This is a genomic window from Flavobacterium tructae (assembly GCF_002217475.1).
GTDB classification, from domain to species: Bacteria; Bacteroidota; Bacteroidia; order Flavobacteriales; family Flavobacteriaceae; genus Flavobacterium; species Flavobacterium tructae.
Genome location: NZ_MUHH01000031.1, coordinates 50,620 through 73,750, shown reverse-complemented (window position 1 = coordinate 73,750; position 23,131 = coordinate 50,620). Strand labels below are relative to the sequence as shown.

At 36.0% G+C, this 23,131-nt stretch carries 19 protein-coding genes; 8 read left to right on the top strand and 11 right to left on the bottom strand.

Annotated elements, in window-relative coordinates; translation table 11 throughout:
- Positions 1-46: 46 nt before the first annotated feature.
- Positions 47-781, top strand: a complete 735-nt coding sequence (gene rlmB, locus B0A80_RS14115) for a 23S rRNA (guanosine(2251)-2'-O)-methyltransferase RlmB (protein ID WP_017495032.1) — start codon at positions 47-49, stop codon at positions 779-781.
- A 146-nt stretch (positions 782-927) separates the two neighbouring features.
- Here the strand turns inward: rlmB and B0A80_RS14110 are convergent, their stop codons facing one another.
- The gene (locus B0A80_RS14110; RefSeq protein WP_089077679.1) at positions 928-1,692 is read right to left on the bottom strand and encodes a rhomboid family intramembrane serine protease; all 765 of its coding nucleotides are present in this window, start codon (positions 1,690-1,692) and stop codon (positions 928-930) included.
- 219 nt (positions 1,693-1,911) lie between these two features.
- On the opposite strand from B0A80_RS14110, the gene B0A80_RS14105 reads away from it, so the two are divergent.
- Positions 1,912-3,189, top strand: coding sequence for a replication-associated recombination protein A (locus B0A80_RS14105; RefSeq protein ID WP_017495034.1), 1,278 nt, complete (start codon positions 1,912-1,914; stop codon positions 3,187-3,189).
- A 15-nt stretch (positions 3,190-3,204) separates the two neighbouring features.
- Here B0A80_RS14105 and B0A80_RS14100 read toward each other — a convergent pair whose 3' ends face one another.
- Genes B0A80_RS14100 through radC form a run of 3 tightly spaced genes read right to left on the bottom strand, consistent with a single transcriptional unit; the run spans position 3,205 to position 5,381 of the window.
- Positions 3,205-3,951, bottom strand: a complete 747-nt coding sequence (locus B0A80_RS14100; RefSeq protein ID WP_089077678.1) for a hypothetical protein — start codon at positions 3,949-3,951, stop codon at positions 3,205-3,207.
- Positions 3,952-3,953: 2 nt separating this feature from the next.
- On the bottom strand, positions 3,954-4,640 hold the full coding sequence (locus tag B0A80_RS14095; protein WP_089077677.1) for a YjjG family noncanonical pyrimidine nucleotidase: 687 nt from the start codon (positions 4,638-4,640) through the stop codon (positions 3,954-3,956).
- 3 nt (positions 4,641-4,643) lie between these two features.
- Entirely contained in the window at positions 4,644-5,381 is a 738-nt protein-coding gene (radC, locus tag B0A80_RS14090; protein ID WP_070907901.1) for a RadC family protein, read from the bottom strand.
- Between the two features lie 107 nt (positions 5,382-5,488).
- Here radC and B0A80_RS14085 point away from each other — a divergent pair, with 107 nt between their 5' ends.
- On the top strand, positions 5,489-6,136 hold the full coding sequence (locus B0A80_RS14085) for a DUF1287 domain-containing protein (protein WP_089077676.1): 648 nt from the start codon (positions 5,489-5,491) through the stop codon (positions 6,134-6,136).
- Positions 6,137-6,210: 74 nt separating this feature from the next.
- Here the strand turns inward: B0A80_RS14085 and B0A80_RS14080 are convergent, their stop codons facing one another.
- From B0A80_RS14080 to B0A80_RS14050, 6 genes are all read right to left on the bottom strand, one after another.
- Entirely contained in the window at positions 6,211-7,566 is a 1,356-nt protein-coding gene (locus B0A80_RS14080) for a UDP-N-acetylmuramate--L-alanine ligase (protein WP_070907903.1), read from the bottom strand.
- Positions 7,567-7,850: 284 nt separating this feature from the next.
- On the bottom strand, positions 7,851-9,995 hold the full coding sequence (locus tag B0A80_RS14075; RefSeq protein ID WP_089077675.1) for a S46 family peptidase: 2,145 nt from the start codon (positions 9,993-9,995) through the stop codon (positions 7,851-7,853).
- 230 nt (positions 9,996-10,225) lie between these two features.
- Positions 10,226-11,227, bottom strand: a complete 1,002-nt coding sequence (gene obgE, locus B0A80_RS14065; protein ID WP_070907906.1) for a GTPase ObgE — start codon at positions 11,225-11,227, stop codon at positions 10,226-10,228.
- A gap of 101 nt (positions 11,228-11,328) precedes the next feature.
- Positions 11,329-12,603 carry a hemolysin family protein gene (locus tag B0A80_RS14060; RefSeq protein ID WP_089077673.1) on the bottom strand — a complete coding sequence of 425 codons (1,275 nt, stop codon included), beginning with the start codon at positions 12,601-12,603 and terminating at the stop codon, positions 11,329-11,331.
- Positions 12,604-12,814: 211 nt separating this feature from the next.
- Complete coding sequence (locus B0A80_RS14055; protein ID WP_017495043.1) at positions 12,815-13,387, bottom strand: adenylate kinase; 573 nt, start codon at positions 13,385-13,387, stop codon at positions 12,815-12,817.
- A 74-nt stretch (positions 13,388-13,461) separates the two neighbouring features.
- Positions 13,462-13,992: a phosphoribosyltransferase gene (locus B0A80_RS14050; protein ID WP_070907907.1), complete on the bottom strand. Its 531-nt coding sequence runs from the start codon at positions 13,990-13,992 to the stop codon at positions 13,462-13,464.
- Between the two features lie 213 nt (positions 13,993-14,205).
- On the opposite strand from B0A80_RS14050, the gene B0A80_RS14045 reads away from it, so the two are divergent.
- From B0A80_RS14045 to B0A80_RS14025, 5 genes are all read left to right on the top strand, one after another.
- Positions 14,206-14,760 (top strand): hypothetical protein, encoded by a 555-nt coding sequence (locus tag B0A80_RS14045; protein WP_089077672.1) that lies wholly within the window; start codon positions 14,206-14,208, stop codon positions 14,758-14,760.
- 132 nt (positions 14,761-14,892) lie between these two features.
- Positions 14,893-16,041, top strand: a complete 1,149-nt coding sequence (locus B0A80_RS14040) for a 5-(carboxyamino)imidazole ribonucleotide synthase (RefSeq protein WP_089077671.1) — start codon at positions 14,893-14,895, stop codon at positions 16,039-16,041.
- A gap of 64 nt (positions 16,042-16,105) precedes the next feature.
- On the top strand, positions 16,106-16,591 hold the full coding sequence (gene purE, locus B0A80_RS14035) for a 5-(carboxyamino)imidazole ribonucleotide mutase (RefSeq protein WP_012022518.1): 486 nt from the start codon (positions 16,106-16,108) through the stop codon (positions 16,589-16,591).
- Between the two features lie 115 nt (positions 16,592-16,706).
- Positions 16,707-18,734, top strand: a complete 2,028-nt coding sequence (locus tag B0A80_RS14030; RefSeq protein WP_070907910.1) for a M3 family metallopeptidase — start codon at positions 16,707-16,709, stop codon at positions 18,732-18,734.
- Between the two features lie 144 nt (positions 18,735-18,878).
- Positions 18,879-19,538 carry a SanA/YdcF family protein gene (locus tag B0A80_RS14025; protein WP_089077670.1) on the top strand — a complete coding sequence of 220 codons (660 nt, stop codon included), beginning with the start codon at positions 18,879-18,881 and terminating at the stop codon, positions 19,536-19,538.
- 34 nt (positions 19,539-19,572) lie between these two features.
- On the opposite strand, the gene B0A80_RS14020 is transcribed toward B0A80_RS14025, so the two are convergent.
- On the bottom strand, positions 19,573-22,971 hold the full coding sequence (locus tag B0A80_RS14020) for a T9SS type B sorting domain-containing protein (RefSeq protein WP_165769259.1): 3,399 nt from the start codon (positions 22,969-22,971) through the stop codon (positions 19,573-19,575).
- Between the last annotated feature and the right edge of the window lie 160 nt (positions 22,972-23,131).

Sequence of the window (23,131 nt, the reverse complement as noted above, 5' to 3'; positions counted from 1 at the left end):
TCAGAGTGGTTTTTTTTTATACCAACAATATACCTATATTTGTCCCATGGAAAAAGAACATCAAATATTTGGAATTAGAGCCATTATAGAAGCCATTCAGGCAGGAAAAGAAGTTGATAAAGTATTTATTCAAAAAGAAATTTCCGGAGAATTAATGAAGGATTTAATGAAGGTGATGAAACGCGCTAACATTAATTTCTCGTATGTTCCTGTAGAAAAACTCAATCGCTTAACTCCAAACAATCATCAGGGAGCAGTAGCGACCATCTCCCCTATTGGTTTTATTGAACTGGAACATTTGGTTGAATCAACAATCGAATCGGGATCAAAACCTTTATTTTTAATACTGGATCAGATTTCAGATGCCAGAAATTTTGGTGCTATTATCAGAACTGCTGAATGTACCGGTGTAAATGGAATCATTGTTCAGAAAGCTGGTTCTGCCCCAGTGAACGGAGATACAGTTAAAACTTCAGCCGGAGCAGTTTTTAATGTTCCTATTTGCAAAGTTGAACATATCAAAGATGCTATTTTTTACCTTCAGGGGTCAGGTATCAAAACAGTAGCTGCTACCGAAAAAACAGACCAAAATATATACGACGTAACTTTAAATGAACCGGTAGCCATCATCATGGGATCTGAAGACAGAGGTATAAATCCTTCTGTTCTGAAAATTGTTGATGAAAAAGCAAAATTACCTATGTTCGGATCCATTGGATCTTTAAATGTTTCTGTTGCTTGTGGTGCATTTCTATATGAGGCTGTTCGCCAAAGAAGCTAACACAAAGAATTGAGAATTACGAGATAAGTAACATACTATTGTCTTCAAAATAACTCTTACGATTCTTTCTTAAAACCTGTAGCTTAATTGTAGTGCTGTTACTTGCACCTTTAAGCTACGGGTAAAATAAACATCTGAGCCTAATATTACCTATCCTCCTTTGTCTCAGGCTTAGTCACAATATAATTAACCGAAACATCTGAATTAAAATAAGTCATTAATTCCTCCGGTTCTTCCTCAACAATCTCCGTATTTACGAAATTTCCATTCTCATCAAAATGCTTCATAAAAGCATCTTCATCGGGATTAAAATCCGGTTTCTGCCATTCATAAACAATAGGTTTTACATACTCAGGGGTTTTATAAAGTAAAGACATAACAAATCCGGTGATGAAACCTGCCAAATGTCCTTCCCAGGAAATAGTTTTATCAACCTCCGGAAAGACATACCAAATCATTCCACCGTACAATAAGATGACAGATAATGAGAGTGCCACTAAACGATAATAGCCGGTTTGGATTCCTTTAAAAAAAATAAAACTGACTAAGACGTAAATCAATCCACTGGCACCAATATGAAAATTTTCGCGACCAATAATCCAGGTAATTAGCCCTGAGAATAAAATTCCATAACCAATCACTGCAAAGGATTGTTTGGGATAGAAAAATTGCAAAGCCGCCAATAATACCAAAAGAGGGATAGAGTTATTGTATAAATGGCTTAAATTTTCATGAATGAAAGGACTGAACAAAACACCCTGCAAGCCTGACAAATCTCTTGGGTAGACTCCATATTGATAAAAGTCGAAATCAAAGCGTATCTGAACCCAGTACACGATCCACAAAAAAAGAACAAAAAATACCGGAAGACCAATAACTGCAGTCGTAAATTTAAAGTGGTTGTCGTTCATAATTTTTAAGGTAAATTTATAATGATGACATCAAAAAACTATCCAATTACAATTTACTGATAATTTGTCAGCTTATTTAAATATTCTTAAACCCTGTTCTAGCCCTGATGGAAGCGGCATCCTTTTGTGTCCGCTGCGGCGGACGCGAAAGATACAGCGAATAGCAGGAATAGCTTCTAAAAACTATAAAATTAAACCCGAAAACTGTAATTTTACAAAATGGAAGCACCTTTAGCCGAGCGTATTCGCCCACAACACTTAGAAGATTATATCAGTCAGAGTCATTTGGTTGGCCCAAACGGATCTTTAACGCAGCAAATTTCGAAAGGAATAATTCCGTCGTTGATCTTTTGGGGGCCTCCCGGAACAGGAAAAACCACCTTGGCGCAAATCATCGCACAGGAATCCAAGCGTCCGTTTTATATCCTGAGCGCCATTAATTCAGGTGTAAAAGATATTCGTGATGTGATCGAAAAAGCCAAACAAAGCGGTGGATTATTTACTGCTAAAAATCCTATTCTGTTTATTGATGAGATTCATCGTTTCAGCAAGTCACAGCAAGATTCGCTTTTGGCTGCTGTCGAAAAAGGCTGGATTACATTGGTTGGTGCAACGACCGAGAACCCAAGTTTTGAAGTAATTCCTGCATTATTGTCACGTTGCCAAGTCTATATCCTAAACGCTTTCACAAAAGCCGATTTAGAAGCTTTATTGCACCGGGCGCTAAAAACGGATACGTATCTGGCTTCAAAAAATATCACTTTAAAAGAAACAGAAGCTTTACTGCGACTTTCGGGAGGTGACGGACGAAAACTTCTCAATATATTTGAGCTTGTTATCAACGCTTCTGCGGGTGATGAAATTATTATCACCAACGATCGTGTTTTTGAATTGGTACAACAAAACACAGTTTTGTATGACAAAAGTGGAGAACAGCATTACGATATCGTTTCTGCTTTTATAAAGTCTATTCGTGGAAGTGATCCTAATGGAGCTGTTTATTGGCTGGCCAGAATGATTGAAGGTGGTGAAGATGTAAAATTTATTGCCCGCAGAATGCTCATACTTTCCAGTGAAGATATTGGAAACGCGAATCCGACCGCATTTATTATGGCCAATAATACCTTTCAGGCCGTAACTACCATTGGATATCCGGAAAGTAGAATCATACTAAGTCAATGCGCTATTTATCTGGCTACTTCTCCTAAAAGCAATGCCTCGTATATGGCGATTGGCAATGCTCAACAATTAGTAAAACAAACGGGAGATTTACCTGTTCCGATTCATTTACGAAATGCTCCAACCAAACTTATGAAAGAACTGGGTTATGGTGATGATTATAAATACTCGCACGATTATGCTAATAATTTTGCTGAACAGGAATTTCTACCGGATGCCATAAAAGAAACGGTTCTTTATAATCCGGGGCGCAATTCAAGAGAGAATAGCAACCGCGAATTTTTAAAGAACCGTTGGAAAGATAAATACGGTTATTAAAACCGTATTCTATTTTTAGAATTTAACTGAAACTTTTTCAGAAACTAACTGATCATTTTTATAATATTCAAAAAACCACTGATTGTCTTTTGCATTTAAAGATCCCTGTACTCCATCTTTTATAGCAATAAATGAATCGGGACGAGATGTTTTCAACAATTTCATTACCACCTTTGGAGTCTTATCAATTAACTGGTAACCATTCTCCGTAGGTTGTGCATACAATAAATTTGGATCTTTAAGATCAACCACCGGAGTCGTCTCTACAACTTTAGCAGCTACAACTGCGGTTGTCAACGGAGTAGCCGGAATTGAAGATTTTACAGTATTAGCACTTTTTCCATTATATTTATAGCGTAAACCGTTTATTGAAACAAACGCAAGATCAAGACACTCTCTGTAAGCCGTTTCATATTCCTTCTCTTTACTTTTTCCTATTGCAGATGTAAAAATCACTTTACCGTAACAATCTTTAAACTCTACAAAAAGTTTGGTAATTAAAAAACCATTCTCTCTTTTAACATCGGCATACAAAAGATCGCAACGATCTCCAAAACCTTCCGGAAGTATCTCGTTGGCATAAAAAGCCTGAAAACCGGCTTTGTTTAAATTAGCTTTAGTCATTGTTGACGTTCTATATTGATTTTCTGTTTTAAGGAAATCATATTTTAACGGAACAATAACCGCTTTGTAATCATTAACCGATTGTGAAAATCCTATAACTGATGTAAGGAATGCAATTAACAAAAATTTTATTCTCATAATTATAAATATTTTTTTAGTTCTAATAAATGGTTTACTTGTTTAATATTTTGTGGAGCTTCGATTCTTTTTTCATTAAAGAAAATAGCATCAAGTCCTGCATTTAAGGCACCGTTGACATCGGCATCCAGGCAATCTCCTATCATGACACTGTTTTCTTTTGAAGCTCTGGCAGCACTAAGTGCATAATCAAAGATAATACTATTTGGTTTCTTCACACCAGCCAACTCAGAATTTGTAATGGTTTCGAAATAACCCGAAAGTGCCGCATTATTAATTTTTTTATCCTGAACATTTGCAAAACCGTTAGTAATGATATGCAGCTTGTATTTTGGTTTTAAATACTCCAGCACTTCAATTGCTCCTTCGAAAAGATGATTGTTGTCGGTTAAAAATTCAATATAATCATTGGCAATCTCATTGATACTCTCATCTGACATGGTGTAATTTAAAGCATCAAATGAAAACTTCAATCTATTGTAACGGAGTTCCAGATGTGTTATTTTATCATTCTGGTATAATTTCCAGCACTCCTGATTGATTGGAGCATATTTCTCGATAAAATCTTCTGTTTTAATTTCGGGATATTTACTTTTAAAAATTCGATCAAAAGCCATTTCAGAGTTTTTGTCAAAATCCCAAAGTGTATGATCTAAATCAAAAAAGACATCGGTAATAGTGGTATTCATAATTTATAAAATTCCTTGATCTACAAAACTATAATATTTTGCTTCAGTTATAATCAAATGATCCAAAACTTTAACATCTAAACTATCCCCTGCTAATTTGATCTTTTTCGTCAACTTTTTATCGGCATCACTGGGCAGCAAATTTCCTGACGGATGATTGTGACACAAAATCAATCCTGTAGCACCAATTTCGAGTGCCAATTTAAAAACAATACGTACATCCACAACGGCTCCGGTAATTCCACCTTTACTCACTTGGGATTTAGAAATTACTTTATTGGAATTATTCAGAAAAAGCACCCAGAACTCTTCGTGAGAAAGTTCACCAATAATAGGCTGCATGATTTCGAAGACAATTTTACTGGAAGTTATTATCTTCAATTGTGACACATCCTCTGCCCTTCTTCTTCTTCCAAGTTCTAATGCTGCAATAATTGTAATAGCTTTTGCCTCCCCTATTCCTTTAAATTCCATTAATTGAGCAGTAGATTTTTTTCCTAAAGAATTCAAGCTTCCGGCACTAGCCAAAATCCGTTTACTTAAATCTACTGCAGATTCATTACGACTGCCTGACCCTATTAATATCGCAATCAACTCAGCATTACTTAAAGCTTCTTTGCCCTTTAACATCAATTTTTCGCGAGGACGATCTTCTTCTGACCAATCCGGTATGGGAAAATAAGTTGCTACAAAATCCGCGGTTTCATTTGTTGTTTTTACAACTTTTAAGCTTGCTCTCATTTTACAATACTCTTAGAGGGTTAATCTATAAAATTAAGAAAAATCTTTCAAATAAAACAATACTAATCTCAAATTAATTATTTCATTACTATAAATGTCCCATCAAAATGGCTTACCTTAAGGGCATGAAAATAATAGGTACTTTTTCCCTCTTGCTTCTTCTCCTCTCCTGCAATCAAAAAGAGGGCAAAACAGCTGTTGCGGAAAGCTTGTCATCGGGTATTACAAAAACTTTTCCAGAAAAATTATCCGATGCAGCAATCTCGATCATTGATCCTTCTATAGATTACGATCCATCTTACTTTAAAATTGATTATCCTAATGGAGATATCCCAAAAAACAAAGGAGTTTGCACGGACGTCATTATTCGATCTTATAGAAAATTAGGTATTGATTTACAAAAAGAAGTTCATGAAGATATGCTTGAAAATTTCCCTGATTATCCAAACTTAAAAAAATGGGGAATGATCAAAACTGACACCAATATCGATCATCGAAGGGTTCCCAATCTTGAAGTATTCTTTGAGCGAAAAGGCACAAAATTACCTCTTTCTCAAAATGCCAAAGATTATAAGACCGGAGAAATTGTAACATGGATAATTAATAATAAATTGCCTCACATCGGAATTGTAACCAACAAAAAATCCAGAGATGGAAAACGAAATTTAATCGTACATAACGTGGGCCGCGGTCAGCTTCTGGAAGATTGTTTGTTTGAATATAAAATTGTTGGGCATTTTAAATATCAAAAATAAGTTTCAAACCCCCATCAAAAAAAAATGCCAACTGTATAACAATTGGCACTTTACTAAATTATCTAATTGACGAACTACTCGATCAACCCTTTCACATCATCAAAATTCAATCCTCCGTAATTTCCGGAACTCATTAATAATAAAGCTGAGTTTTCAAGATTTAAATTAAAAAGGTATTCTTTAAATTCATCAGGATTGGTATAAATAATTAAGTCTTCACGGTTAAAAGAACTTGCAATTTGCCCGTAGGTTACTTCTTCTAGTTGTTTGATTTTTACGGCATCAGGGGAATAGAACACTACTGCAATATCAGCATATTCAAGAGCCCCTTCATACTCTTTTAGAAACTCTGCATTCAAACTGCTGTACGTATGTAATTCTAAGCAAGCCACTAAAGTTCTGTTCGGATATTGCTCTTTTACTGCTTTTGTAGTTGCAGCAACTTTACTTGGGGAGTGTGCAAAATCTTTATACGCTACTTTTCCTTTTCCTTCAGCAATTTTCTCTAATCGCTTTGAAGCTCCTTTGAAACTGGCAATTGCTTCGTAAAAGTCAGCTTCGTCAACGCCCATATTTTGACAAATCCATTTGGCTCCTGCCAGATTATTCAAATTGTGCGCCCCAAAAACTTCAATTGGCATATCGCCTTCCGGAGTTTCTAATAAAGTTACACCATCATTAACGCTGTACTTTGGAGTAGAATAAGCTAATTTACGAATTGGATTCGTAGCGGCTTCGGCAACACGTTTTACTTCCGGGTCATTCTCGTTGTATACCAAAATCCCTCCATTTGTAATTTTCCCAATAAAGATTTCGAATTGCTCTACATAATTCTCATAGGTTGGAAATACGTTGATATGATCCCAGGCAATTCCGGAAATCAAAGCAATATTGGGTTGGTACAAATGAAATTTAGGGCGTCTGTCTATCGGAGAAGATAAATACTCGTCCCCTTCCAAAACCATGAAATCATTTTCTTCGGTAAGATGTACCATCGTATCAAAACCCTCCAACTGTGCTCCAACCATATAATCTACTTCGATATTATGATAATGCATGACATGCAAAATCATCGAAGTTATTGTTGTTTTTCCATGAGAACCTCCAATTACCACTCGGGTTTTATTCTTAGACTGCTCATACAAAAATTCCGGATACGAATAAATTTTCAAACCTAACTCCTGCGCTTTTAGCAACTCCGGATTATCCGCTTTCGCATGCATTCCGAGGATTATGGCATCAATATCGGCAGTGATTTTTTCAGGAAACCAGCCCAGTTCAGCTGGTAAGATCCCTTTCTTTTCCAATCTTGATTTTGAAGGTTCAAAAATAGCATCATCACTTCCTGTAACCTGATATCCTTTATTGTGCAATGCAAGTGCTAAATTGTGCATGGCGCTTCCGCCTATGGCGATGAAATGTGTTTTCATTGAATACTTTGAATCGTTTATTTGTTGAACTGCTTATTCGAAAAACGAAAATAGAATTCAACGCTTAAATCGGTTAATTATTTTTCAAAAATAAGGAATTATAAAATGTCCTTTTTGCTTTTAGTACTAAATTAATAGTTTGCAGGGATAATATTTTTTAATCGTTTCCAACCTTTAGTAAAAGTTTGATTTCTAAAACGGAATAAATCGGATCGTATTAAAAACAACAAACCCGACAAGTTTTAAAAACATGTCGGGTGTTTGTTCAATATCAAAAATCAGAATTATTTAATAATCGTCATTTCGTCAATAATGTTTTTAGCTCCGGCGTATTTGTCGATAATCCAAAGTACGTAACGAATATCTACGTTAATTGTTCTTTGTAATTTAGAATCGAAAATAACATCTCCTGCCATTGCTTCGATGTTTCCGTCAAAAGCAACTCCAATTAATTCTCCTTTTCCGTTTAATACCGGAGAACCTGAGTTTCCACCAGTAATATCGTTATCTGTCAAGAAGTTTACCGGCATATAACCAGCTTTATCAGCATACTGTCCAAAGTCTTTTGCTTTGTTTAACTCTAACAAACGTTTTGGTAAATCAAATTCCTGATCTCCTGCTTTATACTTTTTAACCATACTTTCCATGGTTGTATAATTATTAATTTTAGCATCGTTACGCGGATCAGCAGGTAAAGCTCTTACTTTTCCGTAAGTTAGTCTCAATGTTGAGTTAGCGTCTGGATATTGAATAGCGTTCAATTTAGATTCTCTTAAACCTTCTACCAATTTACGGTAAGCATTTGCGAAACCGTCATCAGCCTTCAACTGATCGTCTGTTTTAACACGGTATTTTGTCAACAAATCATTAGAAATAATATACAGTGGATCGTGTACAATTGCTAATGGTTTAGGATTAGCCATAAATGCTAATACTTTGTCTTTAGAAGTAAAATAACTGATTTCAGTTGCTTTTGCTACGTCGGCAGTAAAGTCACCATTGTTCTCTGATTTCATTTTAGCAATTTGCGTCGCTAAACCATATTCAGCAGCTTTAGAAGCGTACAAATTCAATTGTGCTGTTAATACATCTTTTTCAAGAGGCGCATAAAATTCACCGTAGATATTTTCGATCATTGCGTTGATCTTAGGCAGCATCTCAGCTTTCTTAGCATCAGTTTCGTTGTAATAAGCGATCAATGCGTTTCCTAGGTTAGCAGGTCCGGTTGCGTAAGCTGACGTACGTAAAAGCTGTGTCAGGTAATTGTCGTGCGTTGATTTTACATTTGTAGATCTGTAATAATCATTGATCGTTGGAATTACATTCTCATACTTCTCTTTATTAGCCGGTTTAGTAGCCCACTCGTAAAATTTATCTTCTTGTCCCGCTTTAACCTCTGCCGTTCCCGCTTTTGTTAAAGCATCGATCATCCCCTGACGGTTTTTCCAGTAGTTTGCTGTAGAAGCATATTTAGACGCGTATTGCAAACGAACTGTTGCATCTTTGTCCATGTACTTTTTCATTTGATCCATTCCGGTTTTAGCACCTTCAACCCAAGCAGGATAAGCAAACTTAACGTTTTGCTCAATTCCTCCAGCCGGCATCCAACGGTTTGTTCTTCCCGGATATCCTAAAATCATAGCGAAATCATTCTCTTTAACTCCTTTTATACTTACCGGTAAGTAGTGTTTAGGTTTCAAAGGCACATTGTCTTTAGAGTAAGCTGCCGGATTTCCGTCTTTATCTGCGTACACTCTGAACATAGAGAAATCTCCTGTTTGACGAGGCCACTCCCAATTGTCCGTATCTCCACCAAATTTACCAACACTTTCAGGAGGTGTTCCCACTAAACGTACGTCTGTGTAATCCTGGTAAACGAAATAGTAATATTCATTTCCCTGAAAGAAAGGACGAACTGAAACGGTGTATTTTCCACCTTCGTTGTTTTCCTTTTCGATCAAAGCAATTTCTTGCTGAATCGCTTTACTTCTTTCAGCCTCGGTCATCTTATCATTTACTTTTGACAAAATTCTTTTAGAAACATCGTCCATACGCACGAAGAAACGTACATACAATGATTTAGGTTTCATTTCGGCACTTCTTTGTTTTGCCCAAAAACCGTCTTTTAAGTAGTTTTGCTCTGCTGAAGATAGTTCTGCAATTGCGTCATAACCACAATGGTGATTGGTTAAAACCAATCCTTCTTTAGAAACAATTTCTGCTGTACATCCTCCATTAAATTGTACAATAGCATCTTTTAAACTATGATGGTTGATACTGTAAATTTCTTCGGCTGTTAATTGCAAGCCCATTTTTTCCATATCTCTATGGTTCAATCTTTCGATAAACATCAAAAACCACATTCCCTCATCAGCTCTTACAGGAAAAGCCATCAGACACATGGTCAAGAATAAAACTATTTTTTTCATGTTATTTTGTTTAAGTGATGCGAATATAATTCATTTTCATAATTATATTACCGCAATTCCTGCCGAAATTAGATATCTCAGTGATTTTTTAGCATTTCATTACGAATTTAACACCAATGATGTGTTTAATTTGGTCTGTGAAAATCTGTTATTTTCTTGTTATATGAATAGTACACAAAACAAAAAAGGTGCTCTGTTTCCAGAACACCTTTTTACAAATTGTATTTTTTTTAGTCGTTAAGCATTTTCCAAAGCTTATCTTTTAAATCCGTTATCCCTTGCTGGGCAACTGATGAGATAAACATATATGGAACGTCTTTGAAAGCGACGTCTAATTCGATCTTCAATTCAGCTTTCAGTTCGTCATCCAGCATATCACATTTAGAGATTACTAAAAGACGCTCTTTGTCTAACATTTCAGGATTGTACTTGGTTAATTCATTGACCAAAATATCGTACTCTGCTTTAATATCCGGTGTATCAACCGGAACTAGAAACAATAATGTTGAATTACGTTCGATATGACGCAAAAAGTAATGACCTAAACCTTTCCCTTCTGCAGCTCCTTCAATAATTCCGGGAATATCGGCAATTACAAAAGATTGATAATCTCTGTAAGCCACAATTCCTAAGTTTGGCTTTAAGGTTGTAAAAGGATAATCGGCAATTTTTGGTTTTGCAGAAGTTAAAACAGACAACAGGGTTGATTTTCCTGCATTTGGAAAACCTACTAAACCAACATCGGCTAATACTTTAAGCTCTAAAATCACATCCATTTCTACTCCCGGTAAACCCGGTTGAGCATAACGAGGTGTTTGATTGGTTGAACTTCTAAAGTGCCAGTTTCCTAAACCTCCTTTTCCTCCTTTTGAAAGAATTCTTTTTTCACCATCTTCGGTAATTTCGAATAAGGTTTCTCCTGTTTCTTTGTCTTTTACAACAGTTCCTAAAGGCACTTCAATAAATTTATCTTCTCCGTCAGCACCTGTACTACGGTCTCCTCCTCCATCTCCACCGTGACCCGCTTTAATATGTCGTGCAAATTTTAGATGAAATAATGTCCAAAGTCCTTTATTCCCCACCAAATACACGTGTCCTCCACGACCACCATCACCTCCGTCAGGGCCTCCTTTTTCAATAAATTTCTCTCTATGTAAATGCGTAGATCCTTTCCCTCCTTTACCGGAAGAAACATAAATCTTAACATAATCTACAAAATTTCCTTCTGTCATTTTTACTTGTTTATGTGTAGTTTCAGGTTTCAGGTTTCAAGTTTCAGGTTATGCGTTGCGCAACCTGAAACTTGAAACTTGAAACTTAAAACAAATTCTTTCTACTCTTTAAGTGCTTTTACCAACACTTTATCAATCTTTACGCCATCCATATCGATTACTTCCAGCACAAATTTTTGCCAGATTAATTTTTCGCCTTCTTTTGGAATATGTGAAAGCTCTGTCATAATCATTCCGCTTACCGTGTTTACTTCATAATCGTTTGTCAATTCGTCTAACTCAAAATAAGTTAAAAAATCGTGTAACGAATAATGTCCGTCAACGAGCCACGAACCGTCTTCTCTTTCAATTAACTGGAATTCATCTTTATAAAAATCAGATGCATCTCCTACTAAAGCTTCCAGAATGTCATTTAGGGTAATAATTCCCTGAAAAACACCATACTCATCAGAAACTAAAGCATAATGAATTCCTGTTTTTTTGAAATTCTCCAATCCCTTGTATGCCGTTGTCTGCTCCATCAGGTAAGGCGCATCAATCATGATTCCCGCCAAATCAAAATGTTCACTTTCTATGTTTGCAAAGATATTCTTTAGGGTTACAACCCCCACAATATCATCATAATTGTCTCTGTACACCGGATAAACAGTATGCAAATCCTGTAAAACCAATTCCTTAATCTTCGTTTTATCGGCATTGAAAGGCAGCATATCAACTGACTTACGGTGTGTCATCAACGAATTTACTTTTCGATCCCCAATGTGAAAAACACGTTCTACAATATCTTGTTCGATTTCCTGTACTTCTCCACCCTCAGTTCCTTCTTTGATAATTGCTTTAATTTCTTCTTCTGTTACCTTACCGTCGGCAGTTGGTTTAATCTGAAATACATTCAGTAAAAAATCTGTCGAAGAAGTAAGCAGCCAAATAAAGGGCGCTGTAATTATCGAGATGGTTTTCATAGGCAGCGCTACCATTTTGGCAATCGACTCCGGATAATTTAAACCAATTCGCTTTGGCAATAATTCTCCTAAAACCAAAGAGAAAAATGTCAAAACCACGACAACAATCCCTACTGCAACAGAATGTGCATAGGGTTTTAAAAATGTAAATCCGCTAACAAAAACTTCAACATCCATTGTTATCTTATCACCACTGTAAATACCGGTCAAAATACCGATTAAAGTGATTCCGATTTGCACGGTGGATAAAAACTTGTTTGGAGAATTGGCCAGATCAAGTGCTATTTTAGCACTATTGTTTCCTTTTTTTGCGGCAGTTTCAAGTCTGTTTTTCCGGGCCGAAATCAATGCAATTTCTGACATGGAAAAAACACCATTCAATAGTATTAGAAAAAATATTATTAGTATTTCCAATTTTTGGTTTATTCGTTATAAAATTGTCTTCATCAAGATAATTCTGTCATCTTAAAACTTCGTCTCCCAATCATTCAAAAGAATCCTGTCTTAAAAAACTAATTTTTCTTCCCAGAAAACAGCAACCTAAAGATGCACGTTTTATGACAAGAAAAATAGTTCTTAAAAGTCCCGATCGCAGTCGGGATGAAACGACAGCCGAAAAAAGCTTCTACAAATTATCTATAACTGACGTTAATCGCTCTGTAATTTCTTCGATAGTTCCGATACCGTTCACGGCATGAAACTTATTTTGTTCTTTATAATATCCAATTAGCGGAGCTGTTTTTTCATTGTACTCCTGGTATCTTACTCTGATTTTCTCTTCGTCCTGATCGTCAGCTCTTCCACTTGTTTTTCCTCTTTCTAACAAACGAGCCACTAGAATTTCATCATCTGCTTCTAATGCAACAGTCGCCGTTACACTTGATCCAATCGTTGGTAAAAATTGATCTAAAGCTTCTGCCTGATCTAAAGTTCTAGGATAACCATCGAACAAAAACCCTGCTGTATCAGGATGTTTTTTTACCTCATCAATTAACATTGCGGTAGTTACTTCGCACGGAACTAACTCTCCGTTGTCCATAAAAACTCTCGCTTGTTTTCCTAAATCTGTGTCATTTTTTAAGTTAAAACGAAAAATATCTCCTGTCGAAAGGTGTGTTAATTTGTACTTTTCTTTTAAAAATTCTGCCTGAGTTCCTTTACCTGCCCCTGGCTTTCCAAATAAAACAATGTTAATCATAATATGAGTAAGTGTTGTGACTTCTATTTTACAAGAAGTTTTAAATGAATATATAGTTGTGTGCGTGTTTAAATTTATTCTGCCAATTTATAAACTTCGGGCAAATTTCTTCCCAAACCATCATAATCCAGTCCATAACCTACAATAAATTTATTCGGAATTCTGATTCCGATATAATCTATTTTGATATCTTTTTTATAAGCTTCCGGCTTAAAAAACAATGTAGCAATTTTAAAATGCTTTACATTTTGCGCTTTAAACAGTTTTTTCAACTCTTCAATTGTATTTCCCGTATCAATAATATCTTCAATAAGAATAACCGTTCTTCCTGATAAATCCTGATTGATTCCTATTAACTCTTTTACCGTATTGGTACTTTCAATTCCTTCATAAGAAGCCATTTTGATAAATGAAACCTCACAAAGGCCTTTGTATCTCTTCAAAAAATCGGCAACTACCATGAAAGCCCCATTTAATACACCAATAAAAATTGGGGTATCGTCTCCAAAATCATCTTCTACCTGTGCTACTATTTTACTTAAAGCGAAATCAATTTCTTTAGCCGAAATAAACGGAACAAATTGTTTATCGTGAAGTTGTATCATTATTTTTACATTTAAAATAATGCGCAAAGATACAGAATTAGAAATAAACTGCGGGTATCAAAACAAACTGCATACCTATTTTTTTAAGAATGTTAAATATCACTTACTATTTAGAAATCTTTTCTTAAAAACAGGTCTGATTTTATTAAATCAGCAGATTTTAAAACCATAACGTTAAATTACTTATTTTAGACCTGTCCTAAACTCATCAAAATGTCTTCTGAATTACAAACGAAATTAGACTACGTAAAAGCTTATCGGGAAAACCGCCTTAATGTTGCAAACGAAGTTTTAGAAAACCCATCCTTATTTAAAGAACTTGTTTCAATTTGTTTTTCTCCATCAGACAAAAACAATCATAAAGCCTGCTGGATTATGGAATTTGTTTCTTACGAAGAATTGATCTGGCTGCAACCGTATCTTGATTTTTTCTGTTCGAATTTGAAAGTTTTAAAAGACGAAAGTGCCATCCGTCCTATCGCAAAAGTTGTTCAGTTACTCGTAAAAGCTCACTATAGCAAATTCGAAAACGGCATTTCTCTTTCCGAAACTAATCTGCAGGATTGTATTGAAGCGTCATTTGACTGGCTTATCAATGATGTAAAAGTAGCGACCAAGGCCTATTCAATCAGAACTTTATACCTATTAGGCAACCATTATGACTGGATACACCCTGAACTGCAAGTTATTCTGAATAAGGATTATGGCGATCATTCTGCTGCTTACAAAGCCGTTGCCAAAGAAGTTTTAAAGAAAATAGAGAAATAGTATTTTTACCACGAATTATATTTCCAAGTTAGAAAAAGTAAAAATTCGTGAATTCGTGGCGAAAAAAATAGTGCAAAACGATTTTTTGGCTAAAAAAAGATTAAAAAGTATCTTTGCAAAAACACAACTACAATGAATTATTTTTCTTCTGATTTTAAATTAGGAATATTAGGCGGCGGACAATTAGGTAAAATGCTTTTGTTTGACACCCGAAAATTTGACATCCAAACTTATGTTCTAGACCCAAGCGACGAAGCTCCAAGTAAATTTGCTTGCAATAAATTCTTTCAGGGGGATTTAATGGATTATGAAACGGTTTATAATTTTGGAAAACAAGTAGATATTCTGACTTTTGAAATCGAACTGGTTAACCTTGAAGCCCTGACACAATTAGAGAATGAAGGCTTGAAAATCTATCCTTCGCCTAAAACCTTAAAAGGAATTCAAAACAAAGGAATTCAAAAACAATTTTACTCCGATCACCATATCCCAACAGCACCATTTGAGCGCTTTGAAAATTTAGAAGGTCTAAAAGCTAAAATTCAAGATATAAAACTACCATTTGTCTGGAAATGCACTGAGTTTGGTTACGACGGAAACGGCGTAAAAGTAATTCGTCAGGTTTCAGATCTGGACAGTTTACCAAATGTAGAATGCATTGCAGAAACTATGATTCCGTTTAAAAACGAATTGGCTGTTATTGTCTGTAGAAATCCATCAGGAGAAATAAAAACGTATCCGGTTGTTGAAATGGAATTTCATCCGGAAGCCAACCAGGTAGAATATGTAATCTGTCCTGCCAGAATTGATGAGAAAGTAGCCGAAAAAGCGAGAGCGATTGCCTTAAATGTTTCAGAAAAATTTAATCATGTTGGTCTTTTGGCAGTTGAAATGTTTCAGACTAATGACGATGATATTTTAGTAAATGAAGTAGCTCCGCGTCCGCACAATTCAGGACATTACTCGATTGAAGCCAGTTATACTTCGCAATTCGAAAATCATTTGCGTGCAATTTTGGATCTTCCTTTGGGAAATACCGACAGTAAAGTTGCCGGAATTATGGTTAATTTAGTAGGTGCCGAAGGATTTTCGGGAGATGTTGTTTATGAAAATATCGAAACCATTATGGGATGGAACGGTGTTACCCCACATATTTACGGTAAAAAACAAACACGCCCTTTCCGAAAAATGGGGCATGTTACCATCGTAAATGAAGACATGTCTGAGGCGAGAAGAATTGCCGAAGACGTTAAGAATACGATTAGAGTGATTAGTGAATAGTTGCAGTTTTCATTCACAGTCAACAGTCTGAAACCTGAAACAGAAAAACCTGAAACAAAAAAACATGAGTAAAGTAGCCATCATAATGGGAAGTATCTCTGACATGCCGGTCATGCAGGATGCTATCGACATATTAAAACAATTTAATGTTGAAGTTGAAGTAGACATCGTTTCGGCACACCGAACGCCGGAAAAACTATTCGATTTCAGTAAAAATGCACACACTCGCGGAATTTCGGTAATTATTGCCGGAGCCGGAGGAGCTGCACACTTGCCAGGAATGGTTGCCTCAATGTCGCCACTTCCGGTAATTGGAGTTCCGGTAAAATCAAGCAATTCTATTGATGGTTGGGATTCGGTACTATCGATCCTTCAAATGCCAGGAGGAGTTCCTGTTGCAACAGTAGCATTAAACGGTGCTAAAAATGCCGGAATCTTAGCCGCACAAATCATTGGAAGTCACGATAAAAAAGTACTTGATACTATTATTTCGTATAAAGAAGAATTAAAAGCGGCAGTTAATAAAGCGGCTGAAGGATTAAAGAAGTAAAAATTAATTCCACAGAGATTCACAAAAACAAACACAAAGCTTCGCAAAGAATAATTAAAAAACTTTGCGAAGCTCTGTGTTTTCTTAGCGAAACTTTGCGTAACACAAAAATACTATGAGCATCTTAACACAACATTTCAATACCAAACACAATACAGCACCTTTTTCGCAGATCAAAATCGAAGATTATGTTCCTGCTTTCAACGAAGCAATTGCTTTGGCTAAAGCCGAAATTGATGCCATCGTAAACAATCCGGACGAACCCACTTTTGAAAATACGGTTGTAGCAATGGATTTTACAGGCGATGTTCTGGATCGTCTTTCCAGTATTTTCTTCAATCTGAATTCGGCAGAAACCACTGATGAGATGCAAAAAATTGCACAGGAAGTTTCTCCTTTACTTTCGGAGTTCGGAAATGACATTACCTTAAATGCAGCATTATTTGCCAAGATCAAAGCCGTTTACGAACAAAAGGAAAAGCTGAATTTAAATCCGGAGCAAACTACGCTTTTGGATAAAAAATACAAAAGCTTCTCTAGAAACGGAGCCAATTTACCTGAGGATAAAAAAGAAGACTTACGTGAAATCGATAAAGAATTGTCGAAATTAAGCCTGCAGTTTGGCGAAAATGTTTTGGCCGAAACCAATGCTTTTGAGTTGCATTTAACTGATGAAAAAGATTTAGCAGGTTTACCGGAAGGCACTATCGAAGCCGCGAGATTATTAGCTAAAAGTCAGGAAAAAGAGGGCTGGATTTTCACTTTGGATTATCCAAGTTATATTCCGTTTGTAACGTACGCCGATAATCGTGAATTACGCAAAAAAATGGCAATTGCCTTTGGCGCAAAAGCTTTTCAAAATAACGAATTTGACAATCAGGAGAACGTACTGGCAATTGCCAAATTACGTTTTAAAAGAGCCAATTTATTAGGGTACAAAACTCATTCTCATTTTGTTTTAGAGGAAAGAATGGCCGAGAGTCCGGAAAAAGTTTTTTCTTTCCTTAATGATTTGCTGGCCAAAGCAAAACCTGCAGCCCAAAAAGAGTTTGCTGAATTAACCGCTTTTGCCAAAGATTTGGACGGAATTGAACAATTGGAAAAATGGGATGGTGCTTATTATTCTGAAAAATTAAAACAGCAGCTTTTCAACTTAGATGACGAAAAACTGAAACCTTATTTTCAATTGGAAAAAGTTTTAGACGGAGCTTTTACAGTTGCCAAAAAACTTTATGGATTAACTTTTACGGAAGTTTTTGATATCGACAAATATCACGAAGAAGTGATGACATACGAGGTAAAAGATGCAGAGAACAATTTAGTTGCTATTTTCTATGCGGATTTTTTCCCTAGAAGAGGAAAACGAAACGGAGCCTGGATGACCTCTTTCAAATCGCAATATATAAAAGATGGCACAAACGAAAGACCTCATATTTCGAACGTTTGCAACTTTACAAAACCAACAGAAACCAAACCTTCGTTATTGACGTTTAATGAAGTTACTACTTTGTTTCACGAATTTGGTCACGGTTTACACGGGATGCTTGCCAACACCACTTACCCTAGCTTGTCCGGAACTTCTGTATTTTGGGATTTTGTAGAATTACCAAGTCAGATTATGGAAAACTGGTGTTACGAGCCTGAAGCTTTGGCTTTATTTGCCAATCACTACGAAACGAATGAAATTATTCCGATCGAATATGTTCAAAAAATTAAAGAAAGTGCCAGTTTTCAGGAAGGTCTTGCCACTTTGCGTCAATTGAGTTTTGGACTTTTGGATATGGCCTGGCACGGACAGGATCCAACAGGTATTACGGATCTAAAAACTTTTGAAACAGAGCAATTTGCGAACACTCAATTATACCCAGACGTAAAAGAGAATGCAATGAGTACTGCCTTTTCTCATATTTTCCAGGGCGGTTATTCTTCAGGATATTACAGTTATAAATGGGCAGAAGTACTGGATGCTGATGCTTTTGAATATTTTCAGGAAAACGGGATCTTCAATTACGAAGTCGCTGCAAAATTCAGAGACAATGTTCTCTCAAAAGGAGGAACTGAGCATCCGATGACTTTATACAAACGTTTCAGAGGTCAGGAACCAAAACCGGAAGCTCTATTGAAAAGAGCAGGATTACTTTAAGATTTTCAGACTTCTTAACGTATTAGATATATTTAAAACCGAGGTAGAAATACTTCGGTTTTTTTGATTCGATCTCACTACAATACCATAAATAATTTTACTTATCTTCACCATTACTTTTAACCTTTATCTTCGAAATTCAAATTGAAAAAACTTCTCAAAAAACTAATTTACCTTTTCATCATTGGGGTTATTGCAATCATTTCTATTAATTGGTATGTCAAATCCTCAACTAGTAATTTGATTTATCACACTGTAAATAATCTTCCAAAAAATGAAGTGGGAATTATTTTTGGAGCCGGAATCAACGGTGATCAGCCAAGTAAATATTTAAAAGACAGACTGGATGCCGGAATTCCATTGTATAAAACACATAAAATAGATAAAATTCTGCTTTCAGGCGACAATGGCAGAGATGAATATGATGAACTTACTGTTATGAAAACCTATTGTTTCAATCACGGAGTTGACACTACTAAAATATTTATTGATTACGCCGGCTTTGACACTTACTCCACTATGTACAGGGCCTCATATATTTTTAAAATTAAAAAAGCAACTTTAATTTCTCAGGAATATCACTTAAACAGGGCCATTTACATTGGACAAAAACTTGGAGTAAAATCAATTGGATTTTCTGCCAACAAAGGAGAATATCTGGGATATCAATATGTGACTTTTAGAGAATACGGTTCTATTTTTAAGTCTTTTTTTGACGTTATAAGAAATCGCGAGCCTCGTTTTTTAGGAAATGAAATTAATATAAATGGAGTTTCTAATTATTCAAAAGAGGATAAACGATGAGAGCCCTTTTTTTGCTTCCAAAAAAAATTTCAAACTACCTTTTTAAAGAAAAATGACTTCTAATCTGTTTTGTAATCCCCGGGTTATTTATCTCTTCATACGTTAGAACAAACCAATAATCTGAAGCAAAAACAGGACTGTTTCTATAAGTGCCATCCCATCCCGGAGTATCTTTAGTCAAATGAATGATGAACTTACCATATCTGTCAAAAATATCGATCTCTAATTTATTGAAATTCTCCAGATTATTTACATGCCAGGTATCATTATATCCATCACTATTAGGTGTAAAAAACTTAGGATAATCCAATTCGGTTAATTCAGGTTTTTGTAACTCACAATCTTCTTTGTTTAAAAAAACCACTTTTGCCACAGACGAAAGTAAATAACATTCCTTACTGGTAACAACATTAACGGTATAATTTCCTTCCTGAGTTGCAACATAAGTATTCGTACTTGCTCCGGAGATAGCATTGCCATCGACTTCCCATTGATAGGACTTAATTGTATGATTTGAAGGAATGCTCACCTTCAAAACAGTACTGTCCCCTTTACAAATCATTAAATTCCCTTCAATTACAACCTCTGCCGGTATTGTATTCTCCTCAATAATTAGAACATCGTCCATTAAAAGACTGCAACTTCTTGTTGAAATTTTAGTCAATCGATAAGTTCCTTCCTTAGCCGGAGACTCTATTAAGGTATGCAAACCTGTATTGTTTATTGTTATGGGAGATTGAGCTATCCCATTTAATTCATAATCTATTGTAAATGGTCCCTGATCTTTACTCGTAATTTCTGCCTGAATTCCTGAATTCTCTCCTAAACAAAAATCTCCCCCATACTTGACTAATTTAGTGTTTGCAGTAAATGGTTCTTCATTATCAATCACAAGAGTATTATCTAATGAAAAGCTGCATCCTCCGGTTGAAATTTTTGTAATTCGATAGATTCCGGCCTTAGACGGAGCTGTTACTAAAGTATGTAAACCCGCATCATTTATAGTTACAGGAGATTGCGGTATTCCGTTAATTTCGTACTCTATTACAAAAGGGCCAGAATCGGGGCTCATAATTTCTACCTGTACTCCTGAATTCTCTCCTAAACAAGCATTCCCTCCGTATTTAATTAGCTCGGCGCTGGCTTTAGGAGGCACTCCACCATAAATAATTAAAGTATCATCGAGTAAAAAATCACAACCTTCAACTGAAATTTTTGTTAATCGATACGTTCCAACATTTGCCGGAGCCATTATTAAGGTGTGTAAACCTGTACTGCTTATCGTTACAGGAGATTGAACGGTTCCGTTAATTTCATATTCTATTGTAAATGGTCCTGATTTTGTACTTGTTATGTTTACTTGAATCCCTGAACCTAACCCAGAACAAGAAACTCCTCCATATCTCGTTAATTTAGCACTGGCTGATGCCGGAATTTCTTTATCAATAACAATTGTATCGTCAAGCACCGAAGTACATCCGCCTGTAGAAATTTTAGTCAATCGATAAGTTCCTTCCTTGGCCGAAGCAACTATTAAAGGATACAAGCCTGTATTATTTATTGTTACGGGAGATTGGACCACTCCGTTTATTTCATATTCTATTATAAAAGGACCGGATCCCGTGCCGCTTATTTCAACCTTGACCCCTGCTCCTGTTCCCGTACATGTTCCTCCTCCGTCTTTAACTAATTTTGCTGAGATTGCAACTCCAACATTTTTTATTTCTATAGGTTCGCACACAACTTCTCCGGCAGAATTAGCATCACTGATTGCAACAATAGCATATGTTCCTTCTGATAGAGATGCCGAATTTATCGAATACGGATTTTGTGAAGTGGTTATTTCGGGATAAACAATTTCCGGAGATACATCTGTTCTCTTGTATGTAAATTTATAAGGAGGTGTCCCTGAGAAATAAACTGTTAATCCTAAATCTTTTCCGCAGCCTCCGTTAAATCCTTCCATTCTGGCTGTCGGAGCATAACATCCGTTTGATTCGTTACCATATGTTTCAGACAATCCTTTTTTAGGATCAAAGGCTGGCAAAAAAACCACTATTGCCTCTATTACATCGTGCATCTGGTATCTGAAAGATATAGAATTACCTCCATTGATACGATCAAAAACAGGTTTGACTGCGGCTCTGAAATTTGCTTCTGTTACTCCGAAAGCAGCATAAAAAGGCGTAATTTTTTTTATATACTCGTCTACGTCACTCCATTCAATTTGTGAGTCATAAAATCCTCTAAATGTATGAGCCGATTTATCGGTTACGCCCCAAATAGCAGCATCAGTCCAACTGATATCTGCTACCCTATCGTCTAATACTTTTGTCAGCCTGTTAATTTGTTCTGCATAAAGCCGGTCCAGTCCGGAAGGTGAAGCCGGAGAAATATAATCCATCAAATTTGTTGCAGCGACAGCGTTCGCGCGATTTTTAACAAAAACAGGTTCAAAAGCGCCACTGTTCATTCCCTGATTATAAGCCAAAGCTAAAATTTTAACGGCTGCATAAGGATCTTTCGAGTCTTTTATGAAACCTATAGGATTCCAGCATTTAACATATTGCCAAAAAGCAATATTTCTATAATCATGATACGTTTTTATAATAGATTGAAACTCAAAACTTGCTCCTATGGCCGGATCGCTTATAAAATTATTCTTAGGAACCTGAGGGATAAAACAAGGATAGTTCATAAACATCTCCATCCAGCTTCCTCCCATCTCTTGCTGAAAGTATCCTGCTGCAACCTTCCCCGTGGTATCATAACAATTGACTCCACCGTTAATTAAATCCTGATTAGGGTATTTTTTTGTAACCCAACCTGGAGCAATAAGTTTACTCCCTTCGCAGCCTGCGTTTATTTCCTGAATCGTTGTTGCAAAATACTCATTGACACTCATGGCCTCAAATCCCATCAGGTTTGTAAACAAACTGTGAGAAACAGCCATACCAATAGCCCAACCTTTTCTGTTTTCGGGAATATAAACATCTACCCGTTGACCCCACGCCCAGACAGAACCTTCACCGATTTTTATTTCATTACCATTAGGTCCCGCAGGTTTTATGGCGCAGATACTGCTAAAATTTTTTTCGCACTTAAAATTCTCGGTCGCTGGAGGCGTATAACACGTAATTCCTTTTATGGGAGTACCATTTAATGTACCTTGACCCGGCGGAAACATTCCCGGCACATAATCCATCGTGACACTATAAGTTGTAGTTCCTACCGGCAGAACATCTCCCCAAGTCGTTTTTTTAAGCTCAACTATACCGTTATCTCCGTTTTGAATGACATCCATTCCGGACCACATGATAACATTAGAGACTCCTTTCCAATTGAAAACAAAACTATAGTCCGGTATGGAAGCATTCGTGTTATTATGAACTTTAAAATCCAAAACAATCGTGTTTCCATACTTACCTGTCATACAAAACTCATAACTTACTTGAGAATATGCGTTATTTAGGTTAAACAAAAAAAACAATAAAAGAAGTGGTATTTTATAAAATTTCATCATTATTTATTTGTATTTATTAGGATCTCCAAACAGTTCATTTGTGATCGGCATAAAGAATTAGATGACCTAA

Coding starts and splice junctions, on each gene's coding strand:
- rlmB (WP_017495032.1), top strand. CDS start 47: ATGGAAAAAGAACATCAAATATTTGGAATTAGAGCCATTATAGAAGCC.
- B0A80_RS14110 (WP_089077679.1), bottom strand. CDS start 1,692: ATGAACGACAACCACTTTAAATTTACGACTGCAGTTATTGGTCTTCCG.
- B0A80_RS14105 (WP_017495034.1), top strand. CDS start 1,912: ATGGAAGCACCTTTAGCCGAGCGTATTCGCCCACAACACTTAGAAGAT.
- B0A80_RS14100 (WP_089077678.1), bottom strand. CDS start 3,951: ATGAGAATAAAATTTTTGTTAATTGCATTCCTTACATCAGTTATAGGA.
- B0A80_RS14095 (WP_089077677.1), bottom strand. CDS start 4,640: ATGAATACCACTATTACCGATGTCTTTTTTGATTTAGATCATACACTT.
- radC (WP_070907901.1), bottom strand. CDS start 5,381: ATGAGAGCAAGCTTAAAAGTTGTAAAAACAACAAATGAAACCGCGGAT.
- B0A80_RS14085 (WP_089077676.1), top strand. CDS start 5,489: ATGGCTTACCTTAAGGGCATGAAAATAATAGGTACTTTTTCCCTCTTG.
- B0A80_RS14080 (WP_070907903.1), bottom strand. CDS start 7,566: ATGAAAACACATTTCATCGCCATAGGCGGAAGCGCCATGCACAATTTA.
- B0A80_RS14075 (WP_089077675.1), bottom strand. CDS start 9,995: ATGAAAAAAATAGTTTTATTCTTGACCATGTGTCTGATGGCTTTTCCT.
- obgE (WP_070907906.1), bottom strand. CDS start 11,227: ATGACAGAAGGAAATTTTGTAGATTATGTTAAGATTTATGTTTCTTCC.
- B0A80_RS14055 (WP_017495043.1), bottom strand. CDS start 13,387: ATGATTAACATTGTTTTATTTGGAAAGCCAGGGGCAGGTAAAGGAACT.
- B0A80_RS14050 (WP_070907907.1), bottom strand. CDS start 13,992: ATGATACAACTTCACGATAAACAATTTGTTCCGTTTATTTCGGCTAAA.
- B0A80_RS14045 (WP_089077672.1), top strand. CDS start 14,206: ATGTCTTCTGAATTACAAACGAAATTAGACTACGTAAAAGCTTATCGG.
- B0A80_RS14040 (WP_089077671.1), top strand. CDS start 14,893: ATGAATTATTTTTCTTCTGATTTTAAATTAGGAATATTAGGCGGCGGA.
- purE (WP_012022518.1), top strand. CDS start 16,106: ATGAGTAAAGTAGCCATCATAATGGGAAGTATCTCTGACATGCCGGTC.
- B0A80_RS14030 (WP_070907910.1), top strand. CDS start 16,707: ATGAGCATCTTAACACAACATTTCAATACCAAACACAATACAGCACCT.
- B0A80_RS14020 (WP_165769259.1), bottom strand. CDS start 22,971: ATGACAGGTAAGTATGGAAACACGATTGTTTTGGATTTTAAAGTTCAT.